This is a genomic window from Kitasatospora sp. NPDC042419 (genome assembly GCF_056437345.1).
The window spans coordinates 147,114-162,237 of sequence record NZ_JBWKAW010000021.1; the positions used below are offsets into that span (position 1 = coordinate 147,114).

The 15,124-nt window shown below is 76.5% G+C and carries 13 protein-coding genes; 9 read left to right on the top strand and 4 right to left on the bottom strand.

All coding sequences use genetic code 11. The features are described from left to right. Positions 1-8: 8 nt before the first annotated feature. The 3 genes from AC067J_RS31135 to AC067J_RS31145 all read right to left on the bottom strand — a co-directional run bounded on the left by AC067J_RS31135 (position 9) and on the right by AC067J_RS31145 (position 5,174). A complete protein-coding gene (locus AC067J_RS31135; protein ID WP_478304845.1) occupies positions 9-2,690 on the bottom strand; it encodes a family 20 glycosylhydrolase in 2,682 nt (893 codons plus the stop codon). 46 nt (positions 2,691-2,736) lie between these two features. Continuing rightward, positions 2,737-3,864, bottom strand: a complete 1,128-nt coding sequence (locus AC067J_RS31140) for an N-acetylmuramic acid 6-phosphate etherase (protein ID WP_478304847.1) — start codon at positions 3,862-3,864, stop codon at positions 2,737-2,739. Positions 3,865-4,019: 155 nt separating this feature from the next. After that, positions 4,020-5,174 (bottom strand): hypothetical protein, encoded by a 1,155-nt coding sequence (locus AC067J_RS31145; RefSeq protein WP_478304849.1) that lies wholly within the window; start codon positions 5,172-5,174, stop codon positions 4,020-4,022. 302 nt (positions 5,175-5,476) lie between these two features. Here AC067J_RS31145 and AC067J_RS31150 point away from each other — a divergent pair, with 302 nt between their 5' ends. The 3 genes from AC067J_RS31150 (at position 5,477) to AC067J_RS31160 (ending at position 8,363) form a co-directional block, all read left to right on the top strand. Beyond that, positions 5,477-6,370, top strand: coding sequence for a MurR/RpiR family transcriptional regulator (locus AC067J_RS31150; protein WP_478304850.1), 894 nt, complete (start codon positions 5,477-5,479; stop codon positions 6,368-6,370). Further along, a complete protein-coding gene (locus AC067J_RS31155) occupies positions 6,363-7,511 on the top strand; it encodes a BadF/BadG/BcrA/BcrD ATPase family protein (protein WP_478304851.1) in 1,149 nt (382 codons plus the stop codon). The genes AC067J_RS31150 and AC067J_RS31155 overlap by 8 nt, the downstream gene beginning before the upstream one ends. Before the next feature lie 120 nt (positions 7,512-7,631). Further along, positions 7,632-8,363: an HAD family hydrolase gene (locus AC067J_RS31160; RefSeq protein ID WP_478304853.1), complete on the top strand. Its 732-nt coding sequence runs from the start codon at positions 7,632-7,634 to the stop codon at positions 8,361-8,363. 213 nt (positions 8,364-8,576) lie between these two features. Here the strand turns inward: AC067J_RS31160 and AC067J_RS31165 are convergent, their stop codons facing one another. Beyond that, the gene (locus tag AC067J_RS31165; RefSeq protein ID WP_478304855.1) at positions 8,577-9,407 is read right to left on the bottom strand and encodes an SAM-dependent methyltransferase; all 831 of its coding nucleotides are present in this window, start codon (positions 9,405-9,407) and stop codon (positions 8,577-8,579) included. Positions 9,408-9,720: 313 nt separating this feature from the next. Here AC067J_RS31165 and AC067J_RS31170 point away from each other — a divergent pair, with 313 nt between their 5' ends. From AC067J_RS31170 to AC067J_RS31195, 6 genes are all read left to right on the top strand, one after another. Further along, the gene (locus AC067J_RS31170) at positions 9,721-10,086 is read left to right on the top strand and encodes a PRC-barrel domain-containing protein (RefSeq protein ID WP_478304857.1); all 366 of its coding nucleotides are present in this window, start codon (positions 9,721-9,723) and stop codon (positions 10,084-10,086) included. A 478-nt stretch (positions 10,087-10,564) separates the two neighbouring features. Further along, positions 10,565-11,896 (top strand): cryptochrome/photolyase family protein, encoded by a 1,332-nt coding sequence (locus tag AC067J_RS31175; RefSeq protein WP_478304859.1) that lies wholly within the window; start codon positions 10,565-10,567, stop codon positions 11,894-11,896. Between the two features lie 221 nt (positions 11,897-12,117). Beyond that, positions 12,118-12,531: an SsgA family sporulation/cell division regulator gene (locus tag AC067J_RS31180; protein WP_478304861.1), complete on the top strand. Its 414-nt coding sequence runs from the start codon at positions 12,118-12,120 to the stop codon at positions 12,529-12,531. A gap of 151 nt (positions 12,532-12,682) precedes the next feature. After that, entirely contained in the window at positions 12,683-13,138 is a 456-nt protein-coding gene (locus tag AC067J_RS31185) for an SRPBCC family protein (protein WP_478304863.1), read from the top strand. 303 nt (positions 13,139-13,441) lie between these two features. After that, the gene (locus tag AC067J_RS31190) at positions 13,442-14,902 is read left to right on the top strand and encodes an endonuclease/exonuclease/phosphatase family protein (RefSeq protein WP_478304865.1); all 1,461 of its coding nucleotides are present in this window, start codon (positions 13,442-13,444) and stop codon (positions 14,900-14,902) included. Between the two features lie 14 nt (positions 14,903-14,916). Continuing rightward, positions 14,917-15,124 (top strand): alkaline phosphatase family protein (locus AC067J_RS31195; RefSeq protein ID WP_478304866.1); only part of this gene is annotated, 208 nt, incomplete at its 3' end.

The window sequence follows — 15,124 nt, forward strand, 5'->3', positions numbered from 1 at the left end:
GTGCGGGTTCAGGCCGCGAAGGCCTGGAAGTCCCAGACCGAGTAGCCGTACTGGGTGCCGCGGGCGGTGCCGTACAGCCGCAGGTAGCGGCCGTGGGCGGCGAGTCCGGTGATCTCGTCCACGCCGCCGTCGCCGTTGGCGGTGGAGTGGACGGTGGTCCAGGCGGTGCCGTCGTCCGAGACCTCCAGCCGGTAGGCCCGGCCGTAGGCGGCCTCCCAGGAGATCCGGACCCGGCCGATGGCGGTCGGTGCGCCGAGGTCGACCCGGAGCCACTGCGGGTCGCTGCGGTCGCTCGACCAGCGGGTGGCGGGGTTGCCGTCGACGGCGTTGGCGGGTTCCACCCCGGCGCGGTAGGTGGAGGAGGCGGTGACCGGCCGGTTCAGCGCCAGGTCGGCGCCGCCGGTCGCCCGGGCGTACCGGTCGGCGACCTCGGCCGCGGTGAGCGCCTGGCGGTGGACGGTGAGTCCGTCGACGGTGCCGCCGAAGGGGCGCTTGCCGCCGAGGCCGCCCAGCGGCAGGGCGACGGTCTGCGGGAGGGAGGCGGCCAGGGTGCCGTCGGCGTAGAGGGCGGTGCCGGTGCCGGGGCGGGAGACCAGGGTCAGGTGCGTCCAGCGGCCGAGCGGGAGGGTGTAGTCGAAGGCGTACTGGGCGCCGCCGTGGACGCTCAGGCCGACCTTGTGGTCGGTGCCCGCCTGCTCGACCTTGACGGCGGTGTCGAGGTCGCGCAGCAGCACGGTGTCGGTGGCGTCGGCGGTGCGCCGGATCCAGAGCGAGAGCGTCCACGGGCCGCGGACGGCCCGGCCGCCGAGCGAGAGGGTCTGCCCGCTGCCGGCGGTGAAGCCGAGGCCGTTGCCGTCGTGGCCGGCGACGGGGTACGACGGCGGGGCGAGCCAGCCGTTGCCGTGCAGGGTGCCGGCGGTGTCGGGCAGGGTGAGCTTCCAGCCGCCGGGGTAGTGGGTGGCGGCGGTCGGCGTGTACGGGGTGTCGAAGGTCCAGCTGTGGGCCGGGGCACCGTCCGTGGTCGGCGCGGGCTCGGGGCGCGGGGCGGCGGTGGGTTCGTCGCCGAGTGCGGCGAGGGCCTGGGTGAAGGCGGTGTGGGTGCGGGTGGTGGGCGCCGGGTTCCAGGTCCGTTCGCCGAGTTCGGCCCGGCGGCCGTCGAACAGGTCGAGGTAGTAGCCGGTCTCGCTGAAGAACAGGTCGTCGCCCCAGGCGGCCAGCACCTGGCCGAGGTTGCGCGGGTCGGCCACCGGCGTCCAGCGGTAGATGTCGCCGCGCGGCACGACCTTGCCCTCGTAGTCGGCGGGCGAGACGTAGAACCGGGTGTACGCGCCCGTGCCGTAGGCCGAGTCGACCACGTCGTAGCCGAGCGAGCGCATCGTCGCGGACACGGCGGTGGAGCCGAAGTTCATGATCAGCACCCGGGTGGAGGGGCGGATCGCGGTGGAGTTGACCCAGATCATCGCCCGCTTGCCGCGCGCCTCGACGGTCGCCTGCTCGGCGGCCACGAACCGCTCCTGGAGGGCGGCCAGGGTCGGGGCCTCCGGAGTGAACCGGCTGCGGACGTAGGCGCAGTCCGCGAGGGTGCCGGGCACCTCGTCGTTGCCGAGGTGGACGTACGGGCCGTGGAACCAGTCGAGGAACTCGCCCAGCAGGTCCTGCGTCCAGGCGACCACCGCCGGGTCGGTGAAGTCCAGCGTCGACGGGTCGTCGCAGCGGGCTGCGAGCGAGCGGTCGGTGCCGCCGAAGGCCGCGTACGGCTGGGCCTTGGTCGGGCCCTGGATCTCGGGGACGAGCGTCACGTGGTACTCGGCGGCGACCGCCTCGATGCCGGCGATGTCCTCGCGGCTGTAGCGCTGGGCCGGGTCGGTGGGCGCGAGTGCGGCGTAGGCGGGGCTGTAGAGGCGCCAGGCGTTGGCCTGGTTGAACATCAGCTGGATGGTGTTGATCTTGGACCACGAGGCCCGGCGGATCTCGTCCTTGATGTCGGCCGGTGCCATGTAGCGCCGGCTCACGTCGAAGTGCTCGGCCCGGTAGGCCAGTTGCGGCCAGTCCCGGGCGGTGCCGCGGGGGACGGCGGCGTGCGCCGGGTCGAGGCGGAGCAGCTGGAGGAGGGTCCTGGTGCCGTAGAACACACCGGTGGAGGTCGGCGCGGTGAGGCGCAGCCGGGGGCCGGTGGCGTCGAGCCGGTAGCCCTCGGTGCCGAGCGAGGGGTCGGCGGCCAGGGCGATCTCGATGTCGCCGTCGGCGGGGGAGGCGGTCGGCAGCACGGGCAGGGACGTGCCGGTGACGGCGGTCAGGTCGGCGGCGAAACGGGCGGCGACGGCGCTCACCGGCCGGTCGGAGAGCCGTTCGCTGGCGGCTCCGCTGGCGGCTCCGGTGGTGGCGAGTGCGGCGGTGCCGGGGTCGAGGACGATCCGGGCGGTCGGCGCGAGGGTGAACGACCCGGTGGCGCCGGTCCATTCGCGCAGCGTGGGGGAGACGGCGGGCGCGGGGTTGGCCGTTGCGGTGGTGGTGGTCGCGGTGGCGGTGGCCCCGGTGATCGCGCCGGTGGCCCCGGTGCTTCCGGGCACGGGCACCGGCACGGTGGCGGCGTGGGCGGGCGGCTGGGCGGTGAGGACGAGCAGCGCGGAGGCGAGCAGGGTCGCGGCACGTGGGAGCAGCGGTCGGCGGCGGGGCGTCGGCGCGGGCATGGGGATCGGTCCTTCGGTCGGACGGGCCCCGGCCGGGCGCCCGTGGTCACGGGCGGGCGGCAGGCGGCGGGGACGGTCTGGCGGATGTCGCGGATGTCGCGGATGTCGCGGATGTCGAGGATGGAGCGGGCGTGGAGGGCGGGTCGAGGGGCGGGCCGGGGTGGGCGAAGGCGTGGGTGCGGGCGTGGGTTCGGTCCGCGACCTGCCCGGGACCCCGACCGGTGGCCTGGGCGTCCCCGGGACATCGGGCGGGCGCCGGGCGCGGCACCTCTGGCACCTCCGGCACGTTCAGTGCGTCCAGCGCGCCCCGTACTGTCCCACCTCCGGCCGCCAGCGCGGCCCGGGCGGCGGCCGGGGCGGCGTCGGTGAGCAGCACCACGAGGGCGGCCTTCAGCTCGCCGTCGGTGGCGGCCAAGGCGGACCGGCAGTCCTCCGGGCCGGCGCCGGAGGCCTGGGCCAGCAGCGTGAGCTTGCGTGCGGCGAGCTTCCGGTTCCCGGCCGCGACGTCCGTCATCAGGTTGGACCAGGTGCGGCCGAGCCGGACCATCACCGCCGTGGAGAAGCCGTGCAGGACCAGCTTCTGTGCGGTGCCCGCCTTCATCCGGGTCGAGCCGGTGATCACCTCGGGGCCCGACTCCACACAGACGTGCAGGTCGGCGAGGTCCGCCAGCGGCGCCTCGGGGTCGGCGCTCACCAGGACGGTCAGCGCGCCGGCGGCGCGGGCCGCCCGCAGCGCCCCGGCCACGTACGGGGTCCGGCCGCTGGCGGCGAGGCCGAGCACCACGTCCCCGGCCGCCGCCTCGGCGAGCGCGGCCCGGCCGGCCGCCTCGCTGTCCTCGGCGCCCTCCGCCGCCCGGGTGAGCGCGGCCGGCCCGCCCGCCAGGTGGACCCGGACCCGCCCGGGCTCCAGCCCGTAGGTGGGCGGCAGTTCGGCCGCGTCCAGGGTGGCGTAGCGGCCCGAGGAGCCGGCGCCGACGTAGTGCACGGTGCGGCCGGCCCGCAGCGCGACCACGGCGGCGTCCACCGCGCGGGCCAGCGCGGGCAGCGCGGCCGCCACGGCGGCGGGCACGGTGGCGTCCTCGGAGTTGATCAGCCGCAGGACGCCCAGCGCGTCGAGCCGGTCGATGCCGGTACTGCGCGGGTTGCGCGCCTCGGTGGGCGGCAGGTGGTGCACGGGTGCTCCCGGGGATGGTGCGGAGACGGGTGGTGGAACGCGGCGTGGGGCGGAGGTTCGGGGCGGAGGTTCGGTGCGGCTCGGGAGTGGGCCGGAGCGGGCGTGGCTTGGGGTGTGGCCTGCAGTGGTTCGGGGTGGTCCGGGGTGGCGCCGCCTCAGGTGAGGGCGTCGGCGAGCGCGCCCCGCCCCGGCCCGTCCAGGCCCTCGCCCGGGAAGAGGCAGAGGCTCCCGCCGGAGGCGTCGAGCGCGTGGCGCAGGGTGGACCGGAACCCGGCGGCGGTGACCGGCGGGCCCCAGTCGGCGCCCCGGGCGAGCGCGGGGGACGAGGTGGTCTGCACCATCGGCACCACGGCCGTCCCCGGCGACCCGGCGGCCTCCGCCCGGACCGCCCGGGTGACCGCGCCGACCCAGGGCGGCGGGCGGTGCAGGATCGCGTGGTACGACATCGGCAGCAGCACGTCCACCAGCGGCGCCAGCTCCTCGGCGGACTGGCCGACCAGCCGGGCCCGGCGCGGACCGTCCTCCTCCGGGACGAGGAAGAGACCGGTCCGCAGTGCGGGCCGGGCGCGGCGGGCGGCGGTCACCAGGTCCCGGGCGAGGCCGGTGACCACCTCCTGCCGGTACCGGAGCCACTGGTCGCGGTGAGGGCCGGTCAGCTCGGCGCGGGCCGCCACCGGGTCGGCCGGGACGGGGATCCCGGTGCGGCGGGTGAAGTCGGCGAGGGTCAGCGGGTCGTAGGAGGCGTCCCGGGGCCGGGCGCCCGGCCGCAGCTCCAGCTCCCAGTGCAGCGGCCAGCGCAGGAAGTCCAGGACCAGCCCGTCGAGGAGCCCGCTGCCCGCGAGCGCGGCGCACCGCTCGGCGAGCCGCCCGGTGTGCGCGGGGTCGGTCGGGACCAGGCCGGTGTACCACTCCAGTCGCCGCCACGGCCGTCCGTCGCCGGACACCGGTCGCAGGTCGGGGCGGCGGCGTTCGGCGGGTTCGGCGTGGTCGCTGAGGCAGGCGAGGCTGCCGACCGTCCGGAGGCCGGCCGCGCGGCAGGCGGCGGCCAGTGCGGGCGTGACGGCGTCCGCCTTGGTGATCAGGGTGGTGAGCCCGGCGGCCGCCAGCCCGTCGAGCAGGCGCGAGCGTTCGTCGGGGCCGGCCGAGGCGAGCGTGCGGTCGAAGACGTACGCGGCGCGCAGCGGTTGCGGTGCCGGGGTCGGTGCCGGTTGCGAGGTCGGTGCCGGGGCCGGGGTCGGTGCCGGCGGGGCCGGGACGGGGGAGGGCGTCGGGGACGGTACGGGCGTGGTGGGGACGGCCGGGGAGGGCACGGATGATCCTCGGTGAGGCGGGTGCGTGGGCGCGCGGCGGCGGTGGGCCGTGGCGCGCGGGGTGTCAGCGAAGCGGTGCGGCGGCCGGACAGGCGGCGGTGGTGACGCGGCAGAAGTCCACGTGGGCCCGGGTGGTGAGGACGGCGGCACGGGACACGGCGCGGTCTCCTTCCCGGGGCGGTGGTGGCACACTTCGGACACACCCGAGGTTGACACCCGTCGGGATGTCGAGGATTCTCGCACAGAACTCTTCGAATGTGGAAGAGCAACATCAGCGGGCAACAGGATGTGGGAGGGATGCCGTGGACCGCACGTCGGCCCAGGCTCTGATCGTGCGACTGCGGGGCAGGCTGCCCTCCCTGTCGCCGGTGGAACGCGCGGTCGCCGAACGCGTACTGGCCGACCCGGCCGGCGCCGCCGCCCTGAGCATCAGTCAACTCGCGGCCGCCGCAGGGGTGTCCGACACCTCGGTGACGAGGTTCTGCCGCACCCTCGGCCTGCGCGGCTACCCCGACCTCCGGCTCGCCCTCGCCGCCGCCCAGGTGGCGGCCGCCGACGAGTTCGCCGTCCGGGTCGGCGCCGACGGGGACATCGCCGCCGGGGACGACACCCGCACCGTGGTCGCCAAGGTGGCCCGCCTCAGCGCCCGGGCCGCCGAGGACACCGCCGCCCAACTCGACCTCGACGCGCTGGACGCGGTGGTCGACGCCCTGGCCTCGGCCCGCCGGATCGAGGTGTACGCGGCGGGGGCCGGAGCCGTGGTCGCCGCCGACCTGGAGTACAAGCTCCAGCACCTCGGGCTGGTCTGCGCCGCCCGCTCCGACGTCCACCGCGCCCTGATGGGCGCCGCCCACCTGACCGCCGCCGACGTGGCCGTCGGCATCTCCTACTCGGGCCGCACCTCCGAGGTCCTCGACCCGGTCGCCGAAGCCGCCCGGCGCGGCGCCACCACCGTCGCCCTCACCAGCGACCCGGGCTCGCCGCTGGCCGCCGCCGTCACCCGCCTCCTCACGTTCGCCGGCCGCGAGAGCGACCGGCGGACCGGCGCCACCGTCAGTCGGACCGCCCAACTCACCGTCGTCGACTGCCTCTACGTGCGCCTCGCCCAACACCTCGACACCCGGGCCGCCGACGCCCTCGACCGCACCCACCAGGCCGTCACCGGCGGCCGCACGCCCCGGAGTCGGCGTGTCTGAGCGCCGGTCCCCGGCCGTCGGGTCGACTCCCGGGGCGGCTCCGGACCGCGACCCCGCCCCCGCCCCCGCCCGCGCCGCCCCTACCCCCGCCCGACGGCGGGGGTCCGCTGCCGGGTTCCGGATCGAGGAGGCCGGGCCCGGGGACACCTGGGTGGTGGGCGTCGACGTCGGCGGATCCGGCATCCGGGTGGCGCTCACCCCGGGCGGGTGGCCCGCCGACCTCGCCCGCGCCAGGACCACCGAGGTGGCCGCGGCCGCGCGGGTGTCCGCCTCGGCCGCCGGACAGGACGCCGACGCGCTGCTCGGCCGGCTGCTGCCCGTGCTCGACCGACTCGCCGCCGGGCTGCCGCCCGGGGCCCGGATCGGTGCCGTCGCCGTCGGCGCCACCGGGATGGCCCTGCTCGGCCGTGACCTCGCGGCACGGCTGCCCGGTCCGCTGGCCCGCGCCACCGGGGCCGAGCGGCTGGTGCTGGCCGGGGACGCGATCACGGCGCACGTCGGTGCGCTGGGGACGGGTGCGGGCGTGACCGTGGCCGGCGGGACGGGCCTGGTCGCCGTCGGCCACCACCCGGAGACCGGCTGGCGGCGCGCGGACGGCTGGGGCCAACTGCTCGGGGACTGCGGCAGCGGCGGCTGGCTGGGCCGGGCCGGACTGGAGGCGGCCCTGCGCGCGTACGACGGACGGACGGGCGGCTCGCGTCCGCTGCTGGCGGCGGCCGAACACCGCTACGGCCCGGTGGCCGGCCTCCCCGCTGCGCTCCAGCCGCGCCCGGACCGTGCCGCGCTGCTCGCCGCGTTCTCCCCCGACGTGGCGGCCGCCGCCGAAGGGGGCTGCCCGGTCGCCGGTGCGATCGTCCTGCGCGCGGGGGAGGAGATCGCCGACGCGGCGGCGGCCGCGGCCACCGCGGCGGGCCTCACCGGCCCCCGGCTCGCCCTGACCGGCGGTCTCTTCCGGCTCGGGCCGGTCCACCGGGCGACCCTGGACGCGCTCGCCGCCCGCCTCCCCGGCGCCCGACTCCGGGATCCCGACGGCCCGCCCCTGCTCGGAGCCCTCCGCCTCGCGGCCGCGGCCGCCGCACCCGGCGGTCTGCCGTGGCCGCTCGACCCGCCGCTGCTGGACCTCCTCGACCGGCCCGCCTGACGCGGGCCGCAGGGCCGCGGACGCTCGGTGCCGTCGCCCTGGCGCCGCATCAGGCAACGGGGGAAGGCCGTGATGCCTGCCCTCTGGCGCCCGGGACGGCCGCCACGAGATGATCATCCTGTGGCAGATGTGATCTTCTTCGACCTGGACGGCACCCTGGTCGATCATCGAAGCGCGGTCCTGGAAACGATCGGCCGGATCGTCCGGGCCGCGCCGAACGTGACGGCTCCGGCGGAGGAACTGGTGGCGTCGTGGTGGGCGCTGGAGGCCCGCCACATGCGGGAGTACCTCGCCGGCCAGTGTTCCTTCGCCGAGCACCACCGGCGCAGGATCCGTTCCTTCCTGCCGCAGCTCGGCGAGCCGGTTCCCGAGGATCCCGGCCTGCTGGACGCCTGGATCGCCGAGCGCTACCTCCCGGTGTTCGAGGAGTCCTGGCGGTGCTACCCCGACGTCCAGCCGTGCCTGGAGACCCTGAAAGGGCTTCCCCGCGGACCGCGGCTGGCTGTTCTCACCAACGGGGACCCCGGGCAGCAGCGCGCCAAGCTGGCCCGCTTCGGGCTCCTCGAATACTTCGAAGCCGTCCTGACCCCGACCGAGCTCGGAGCGGCGAAACCCGCCGCCTACGCCGCCGCCTGCCGGTGGATGCGGGCGGACCCCGCGCGGGCCGTCAACGTGGGCGACATGCTGGAGAGCGACGTGAACGCAGCCGCCCTCGCCGGACTCACCGGCATCTGGCTGGACCGCGGCATCGACTTCGTCACCGGTGGACCGTCGCCGACGGCCGACGGGACGGTGCTCCGCATCGAACAGCTCACCGAACTCCCCGGCCGCCTGCCGCGCACGAACGCCTGACCGGCTCGGCCGGCCACCTCCACGAGGGAGCACAGTGGATCCCGGAGCACCGGTACCGCCTCGGAGAGGCGGTCGAGGGCACCTGGAGCGTGCTGGAGCCGTGGAGCGTGTGACGACGCGTCCGCCGCGGCCCTGCGCCGGGTGACGCGGAGCGGAGGAACGGCGAGGCCCCCGGGACTGTCGCCCCGGGGGCCGCTCGCGCGCGAGGGCGCGTCACTTCTTGCGGGCCACCGCGCCGTACATGCTGACCCGTTCGGCGCCCGCGTCCGGCGTGCCCTCCGGCCGCCAGAGCGGGACGGTGACCACACCGGGGTCCAGGACCTCCAGCCCGTCGAGGAAGGCCCGCACCTGCTCCCGGGTCCGGCCGACCAGCGGGGCGGTCGCCTTGTCGTAGACGCCGGTGACCCGGTCGCGCACCGCGGCGGGGATGAAGTCCGCCGTGCCGTGCGAGAGGACCAGGCAGCTGCCCGGGACGAGGGCGTCGAGCAGGGTGCGCACGGCTTCGTACGGCCGTGCGTCGTCCGGGACGAAGTGCAGGACGGCCGCCAGCACGAGGCTCACCGGGCGGTCGAAGTCGAGCAGCTTCTCGGCCTCGACTGCGGCGAGCAGTTCGCCGGGGTCGCGCAGGTCGGCCTGGATCACGGTGGTCCGGCCGACGGCCGTGCCGCCCATCAGGGCGCGTGCGTGGGAGAGGACGATCGGGTCGTTGTCGACGTAGACGACCCGGGCGCCGGGGTCGACGGCCTGGGCGATCTGGTGGGTGTTGCCGGCGGTGGGGATGCCGGTGCCGATGTCGAGGAACTGGTCGATGCCGAGGGCCGCGACGCAGCGCACGGCCCTGGCGAGGAACGCCCGGTTGGCCCGTGCGGTGGATCTGAACTCGGGATTGGCGGCCAGGGCCTTCTCGGCGGCTGCCCGGTCGGAGGGAAAGTTGTCCTTTCCGCCCAGGTAGTAGTCGTACATCCGGGCCGGGTGCGGGATCTCCGGGCGGAGGTCGGCGGGGACGCCGGGTTCGCCCGGCTCCCACATGCTGTCGTAGCCCACCACTGCCTCCGTGCCTCGATGATCTGACGGTCCGTCGGCGCACAGCGTAGGTGCTCGGGAGTGCCCCTGTGGGCTGATGATCGGTTCACCCCCTGTTGTGTGAAATGGACATGTTGGCCCGTGTATGCCGGGCTGGGGGCGGGTTCGTGCCCGCAGCCGGCCCGCTGCCGTCTCGATCCGTGGCGACCGGCCCGACAGGCGGCCCGACAGGCGGCCCGGCAAGCGGCCCGGAGCGTCCCGGAGCAGGATGGGAGGGTCCGGGGCACAGCCCAGCCGACGGGCCGCCGCGCGCCGGCGGCAACGGGAGGTCGCCATGGTCGCCGTGATCGGTACGGCCGACATCAGGGAGTGGCGGGGCCAGGCCGTCGTGGACCAGAAGGACCACCGGATCGGCACGCTGGAGTCCGTCTACGTCGAGACCGCCAGCGACCAGCCCTTCTTCGCCACCGTCACGGTCGGCCTGGTGGGTCGGCGGCGGCTGGTCTTCGTGCCGCTCGACGGCGCGGTCGTCGGCCCCGGGTACCTCCGGGTCGCGTTCCCGAAGGGGCAGGTCAAGCAGGCGCCGTCGATCGGCGTCGACGACGTCCTGCCCGCCGAGGACGAACCAGCCGTGTTCGCGCACTACGAGCTCGCGTACGCGCCCGGCTCGGGCGGCGAACGCCGTCTCGCCCGCCGCTGACGCGCTGCGGCCGGCACGGCTCCGGGCTGCGGACGCCGTGCCGGACCGGGGCGGGACACCGACTCGACAGGGCACCCCGCCCGGCAGCCCGCCCGGCGCCTCCCACAGCGCCGGGGCCGGACGCCCCGTGCTTCGCGGCGGCGGGCCGAGCGGATGGCCCGCCCGCCGGAAGTCACCCGAACGGCCGAACCGGCCGGTGCCGTCGGGCGGGCCCGTGCCCCGGGCCCCCTCCCTCCCCGCGCCCCGCGCCCCGGCGTTCCGACGGCCCGCCACGTCCGGGCCCGTCCCGGCACGACCGCGCCCGGTTCCCGGTGCCACCGGCGCGCCGCGCCCCGCACGGCACGCCGGCCTGGAAGGCTCACCTCCCCGGAGGCCCCGCCGGCCGCCACCACCAACACACCACCACCGCCACCACCAACACACCACCGCCACCACCAACACACCACCGCCACCGCCACACGACCCCGGGCCGCCACTGATGACCGTCGCCATCGCCCTGCTCACCCAGGACCTCCGCCTGCACGACAACCCCGTCCTGCGCGCCGCCGCCGACGCCGCCGACGAGGTCGTCCCGCTCTTCGTCCTCGACCCGGACGTCTCCGCCGCAGGCTTCGCCGCGCCCAACCGGGCCGCCTTCCTGGCCGGCTGCCTCACCGACCTGGACGACTCGCTGCGCCCGCTCGGCGGCCGGCTGGTCCTGCGCCACGGCCCGGCCGCCTCCGCGACCGCCCGGCTGGCCGCGGAGGTGGACGCCGCCTCGGTGCACGTCGCCGCCGGGGTGAGCGCCTTCGCCCACCGCCGCGAGCAGGCCCTGCGCGAACTGCTCGGCGACCGCCTGCACGTCCACGACGGCTCCCTCACCGTGGCCGTGCCGGGCGCGGTGACCCCGGCGGGCAAGGACCACTACGCCGTCTTCACGCCGTACTTCCGGGCCTGGACGCAGGCTCCGCGCCGCACCGTCCACCGCCCGCCCCGGGCGCTGCGCACACCGGAGGGGATCGCGAGCGAGCCCGTCCCGGCCGCCGCCCCGGACTCACCGGCCCTGCCGCCCGGCGGTGAGCGGGCCGCCCGTCGGCTCTGGCAGCGGTACCCGCTGGACCGGTACGCCGACCTGCACGACGACCTCGCCGCCGACGGCACCTCGCGCCTGTCGCCCTACCTGCACTTCGGCTGCCTCTCCGCCGCCGAACTGGTCGCCGCCGCGGAGCAGGACCGGAGCGAGGGCGCCGAGGCGTTCGTCCGCCAGCTGGTCTGGCGGGACTTCCACCACCAGGTGCTGGCCGCCCGGCCGGAGGCCGCGCACCGCGAGTACCGCGACCGGGGCGACCGCTGGCTTCCGGAGGACGACGAGGAGTGCACGGCCTGGCGGACCGGGCGGACCGGGTTCCCCCTGGTGGACGCGGGCATGCGGCAGCTCGCCCACGAGGGCTGGATGCACAACCGGGCCCGACTGGTGACCGCTTCCTTCCTCGTCAAGACGCTCTACCGGGACTGGCGGATCGGTGCCCGCCACTTCCTGCGGCTGCTGGTCGACGGCGACCTGGCGAACAACCAGCTCAACTGGCAGTGGGTGGCGGGCACCGGTACCGACACCCGGCCGAACCGGGTGCTCAACCCGCTCAGCCAGGCCGACCGGCTCGACCCGGCCGGCGACTACGTGCGGCGGTGGGTGCCCGAACTGGCGCACGTCGAGGGGCGGGCCGTGCACCGTCCCTGGCGGCTCGACCGGCCGCCGGCCGACTACCCGGCCCCGGTCGTCGACCCCGACGCGCTGTCCGCCCGCCTCCGCCGGGCGCGCGACCTGGACTGACGCGGCCCCAAGTCCCAAGCCCCAGGCCCCAGCGCGGCCCGCCCCGGCTCCGAGGCCCCGGCGCGTCCGTGGCCGCGTCCGTGTCCGCGTCCGCAGAGGTGCCCCGGGAACCGTCCTCGACGGTCGGCCGTCCGATGAGGTGTTCACCCGGGAGGCATTCACCGGGCGGACGGGGGTAGCCGGGCGAGGCCATGCTGGTTCACCGAGGGAGGAGGGGTCCCGTGTCCCGGATCATCGAGGACGTCGTCGAGGCGTGCATCGTCGGGCCCGAGCCGAGGCGGGTCCTGCTGGAACTGCGCTACGACACCGACGACCCCTTCGCGTTGTCGGTCGGGTTCGGCGCCGAGGCGGCGATGGACCCGGAGGGGCGGCTCTGCTGGACGGCGGCCAGGGAACTGTTCGGCCAGGGGCTGAGCGCGCCGGCGGGGTACGGGGACCTGCGGGTCCACCCCTGGCAGCCGGGGACGGTGGGCGTGGAGTTCCACGGTGACGACGGCTGGGCGGTGCTGGTCCTGGCGGCGGCCGACCTGGCGGCCTTCCTGCGCCGGACGTGGCTCGCGGTGCCGCCGGGCACCGAGCACCTGCTGGTCCGCTGGCCGGACACGGTGGCCGAACTGACCGGCGAACCCGGCTGAGCCCGGCTGAGCCCGGCCGGCCCCGGCCCCCGGCCCGGCCGGGCAGGAAGCCCTTGCGGATCCGGTGACATGGCCCGGCGGTTCCGGGGCAGACGGTGCCGTGAGCGGCGGCCTCCAGGAGACCGCCGGCCCGTCGGAGGAGGGAACCACGATGACCAGGATCGAACAGTCCGTCGAGGTCGACGTGCCGCTGGCGGCGGCGTACGAGCAGTGGACGCGGCTGGAGGAGTTCCCGCAGTTCATGCGGGGTGTGGTCGGCATCGACCGGCTCGGCGAGGGGCGTACGCGCTGGGTGGTGGACGTGGCCGGCGCGCGGCGCGAGTTCGAGGCCCGTACCACCGAGCTGGTGCCCGACGAGCGGGTGGCCTGGGCCGCCGTCGCCGGGGAGGTGCGGCAGTCCGGGGTGGTGACGTTCCACCGCCTCGGCGAGCAGGCGACCAGGGTCATGCTGCAACTGGAGGTCGAGCCGCACGGCCTGATCGAGCGGGTGGGCGAGGCGCTCGGGTTCGTCGACCGCCGGGTGATCGACGACCTGCACGACTTCAAGGCGCACGTCGAGTCGAGGTGGGACGTCGGGGCGGAGGGCGGCGGCCGCCACCGCGCCTGAGGAACGGGGGAGCGCGCCGGGCAGGGCCGGGGCGGAGGCGACCCGCGGCACCCGGGCCACCGCCCGCACCCGGCCACCCGCCCCGCCCGCCCCGGAGCCCCGCCCTGGTGTTCCCGCACCGCCCGACCTTCCGTCACACGTCGTTCACGTCCCGGTCGCCGGCCTTCGGATGAATGGGCCCGGCCCCGCAGTTGTACAGCCAACTGTCCGTGGGTCGACCCTCCCCAGCCCCCGTCACCAGCCGTGGACGGACCCGGCCCGACGCCCCCGCCGGCCCGGCCCCGAGCGGCGGACAGGACAACCGTGGCCACCGGCAGCACCCTGAGCCTCGCCATCCCCGAGAGCCCCGCCACCCCCGTGGAAGGCGACCGCCTCACCTTCCACTGGACCACCGACGCACCCGACGCCAAGAACTGGGTCGGCATCTACGACGGCGACCGCAGGCCCGGCAACGGCAGCTCGCTGCTCTGGAAGTACACGCCCGCCGGCGCCGGCGACGTCCAGCTCGACACCTCCGCACTCACCGGCGGCCCGTACACGGCCTACCTGCTGGCCAAGGACGGCTACGGCGTCCTCGCGCAGACCGCGCCGTTCACCTTCCGCCCCAAGCCGGCCGTGGTCCGCCCGCACGCCGCGGTGGACGCGCTCACCGCCACCCCCGTCGCGCCCGGCGCGGCGTTCACCGTCAGGCTCGGTGGCCTCTGGTCCCGCCCGGCCGGGAACCCGGCGGGCAGCGCCTCGTTCCGGAAGATCAGCGGCCCGGCCTGGGCGGCCGTCGCCGCCGACGGCACCGTCACCGGGACGGCGCCGTCCGGCAGCCCCGCGCGCGACCCCGAGCTCCTCGTCGTCGGCGTCAAGGACGGCGCGGGCGCCACCGACACCGTCACCGTGCTGCTCCCGGTGGCGGATCCGGGCGGCCCGCTCCGGCTGAAGACGGCCTCCTGGAACCTCGCCGACGCGGGCGCCGCCTTCACCGACGCCGTGGAGAAGCAAATCCGCGTGGTCCTCGCCCAGGGCCTGGACGTCCTGGGCCTCCAGGAGACCGCCGGCACCGCCGCCCGGACGCTGGCCGAGGCGCTCGGCTGGTACTCCTACCAGAGCGCCGGCAGCGTCGGGATCCTCAGCCGCTACCCGCTCACCGCCGTCACCCCGGCCACCGCGGAGCTGCCCGCCGCCGGTGTCACCCTCCAGCTGCCCGGCGGCCGGGCCGTCCGGTTCTGGTCCGCGCACCTCGACGAGTCGGACTACGGCCCGTACGCGGCCCAGGACGGTCGGAGCGCCGCGCAGATCACGGCCGCCGAGAACGCGTCCCCCCGCCTGCGGCAGGCGAAGGCGCTGGCCGCCGCGCTCACCGCGGACGCCGCCGCGGGCGGCCCGGTGGTGCTCGCCGGGGCGCTCGCCTCGCCCTCGCACCTGGACTGGACGGCGGCCGCCGCGCCCGCGCACGACGGGGTCGGCCCGCTCGCCTGGCCCGTCACCACCGCGCTCCAGGCGGCCGGACTGACCGACACCTTCCGTGAGGAGTACCGCGATCCGGTGAAGGCCGCGGGCGTCACCTGGTCGCCGGTCCGCAAGCAGCGCGCCGCCGGGAAGGCCGAGCCGCAGGACCGGATCGACTACGTCCTCTACCGCGGCCCGCTGAAGCTGGTCGAGGCCCACACGCTGGTCGCCGACTGGCCCGCCACCGGTACCGCCCCGGCCGCCCTCGCGGCCAACCAGTGGCCCTCCGACGCCGCCGCTGCCGTCGCCACCTTCCAGCTCTGAGAGGCCAGTTCGCGATGACCGAGCTCTCCCGCCGTACCTTCGTCGGCGCCACCGCGGCCGCCGGCGCCGCCGCCCTCACCGGCCTGCCCGCCACCTCCGCCGCGGCGGTTCCCGCACCGGGGCGCCTCACCGGCACCATCGCCGACGTCAAGCACGTCGTCGTCCTGATGCAGGAGAACCGCAGCTTCGACCACTACTTCGGCACCCTGAACGGCGTGCGCG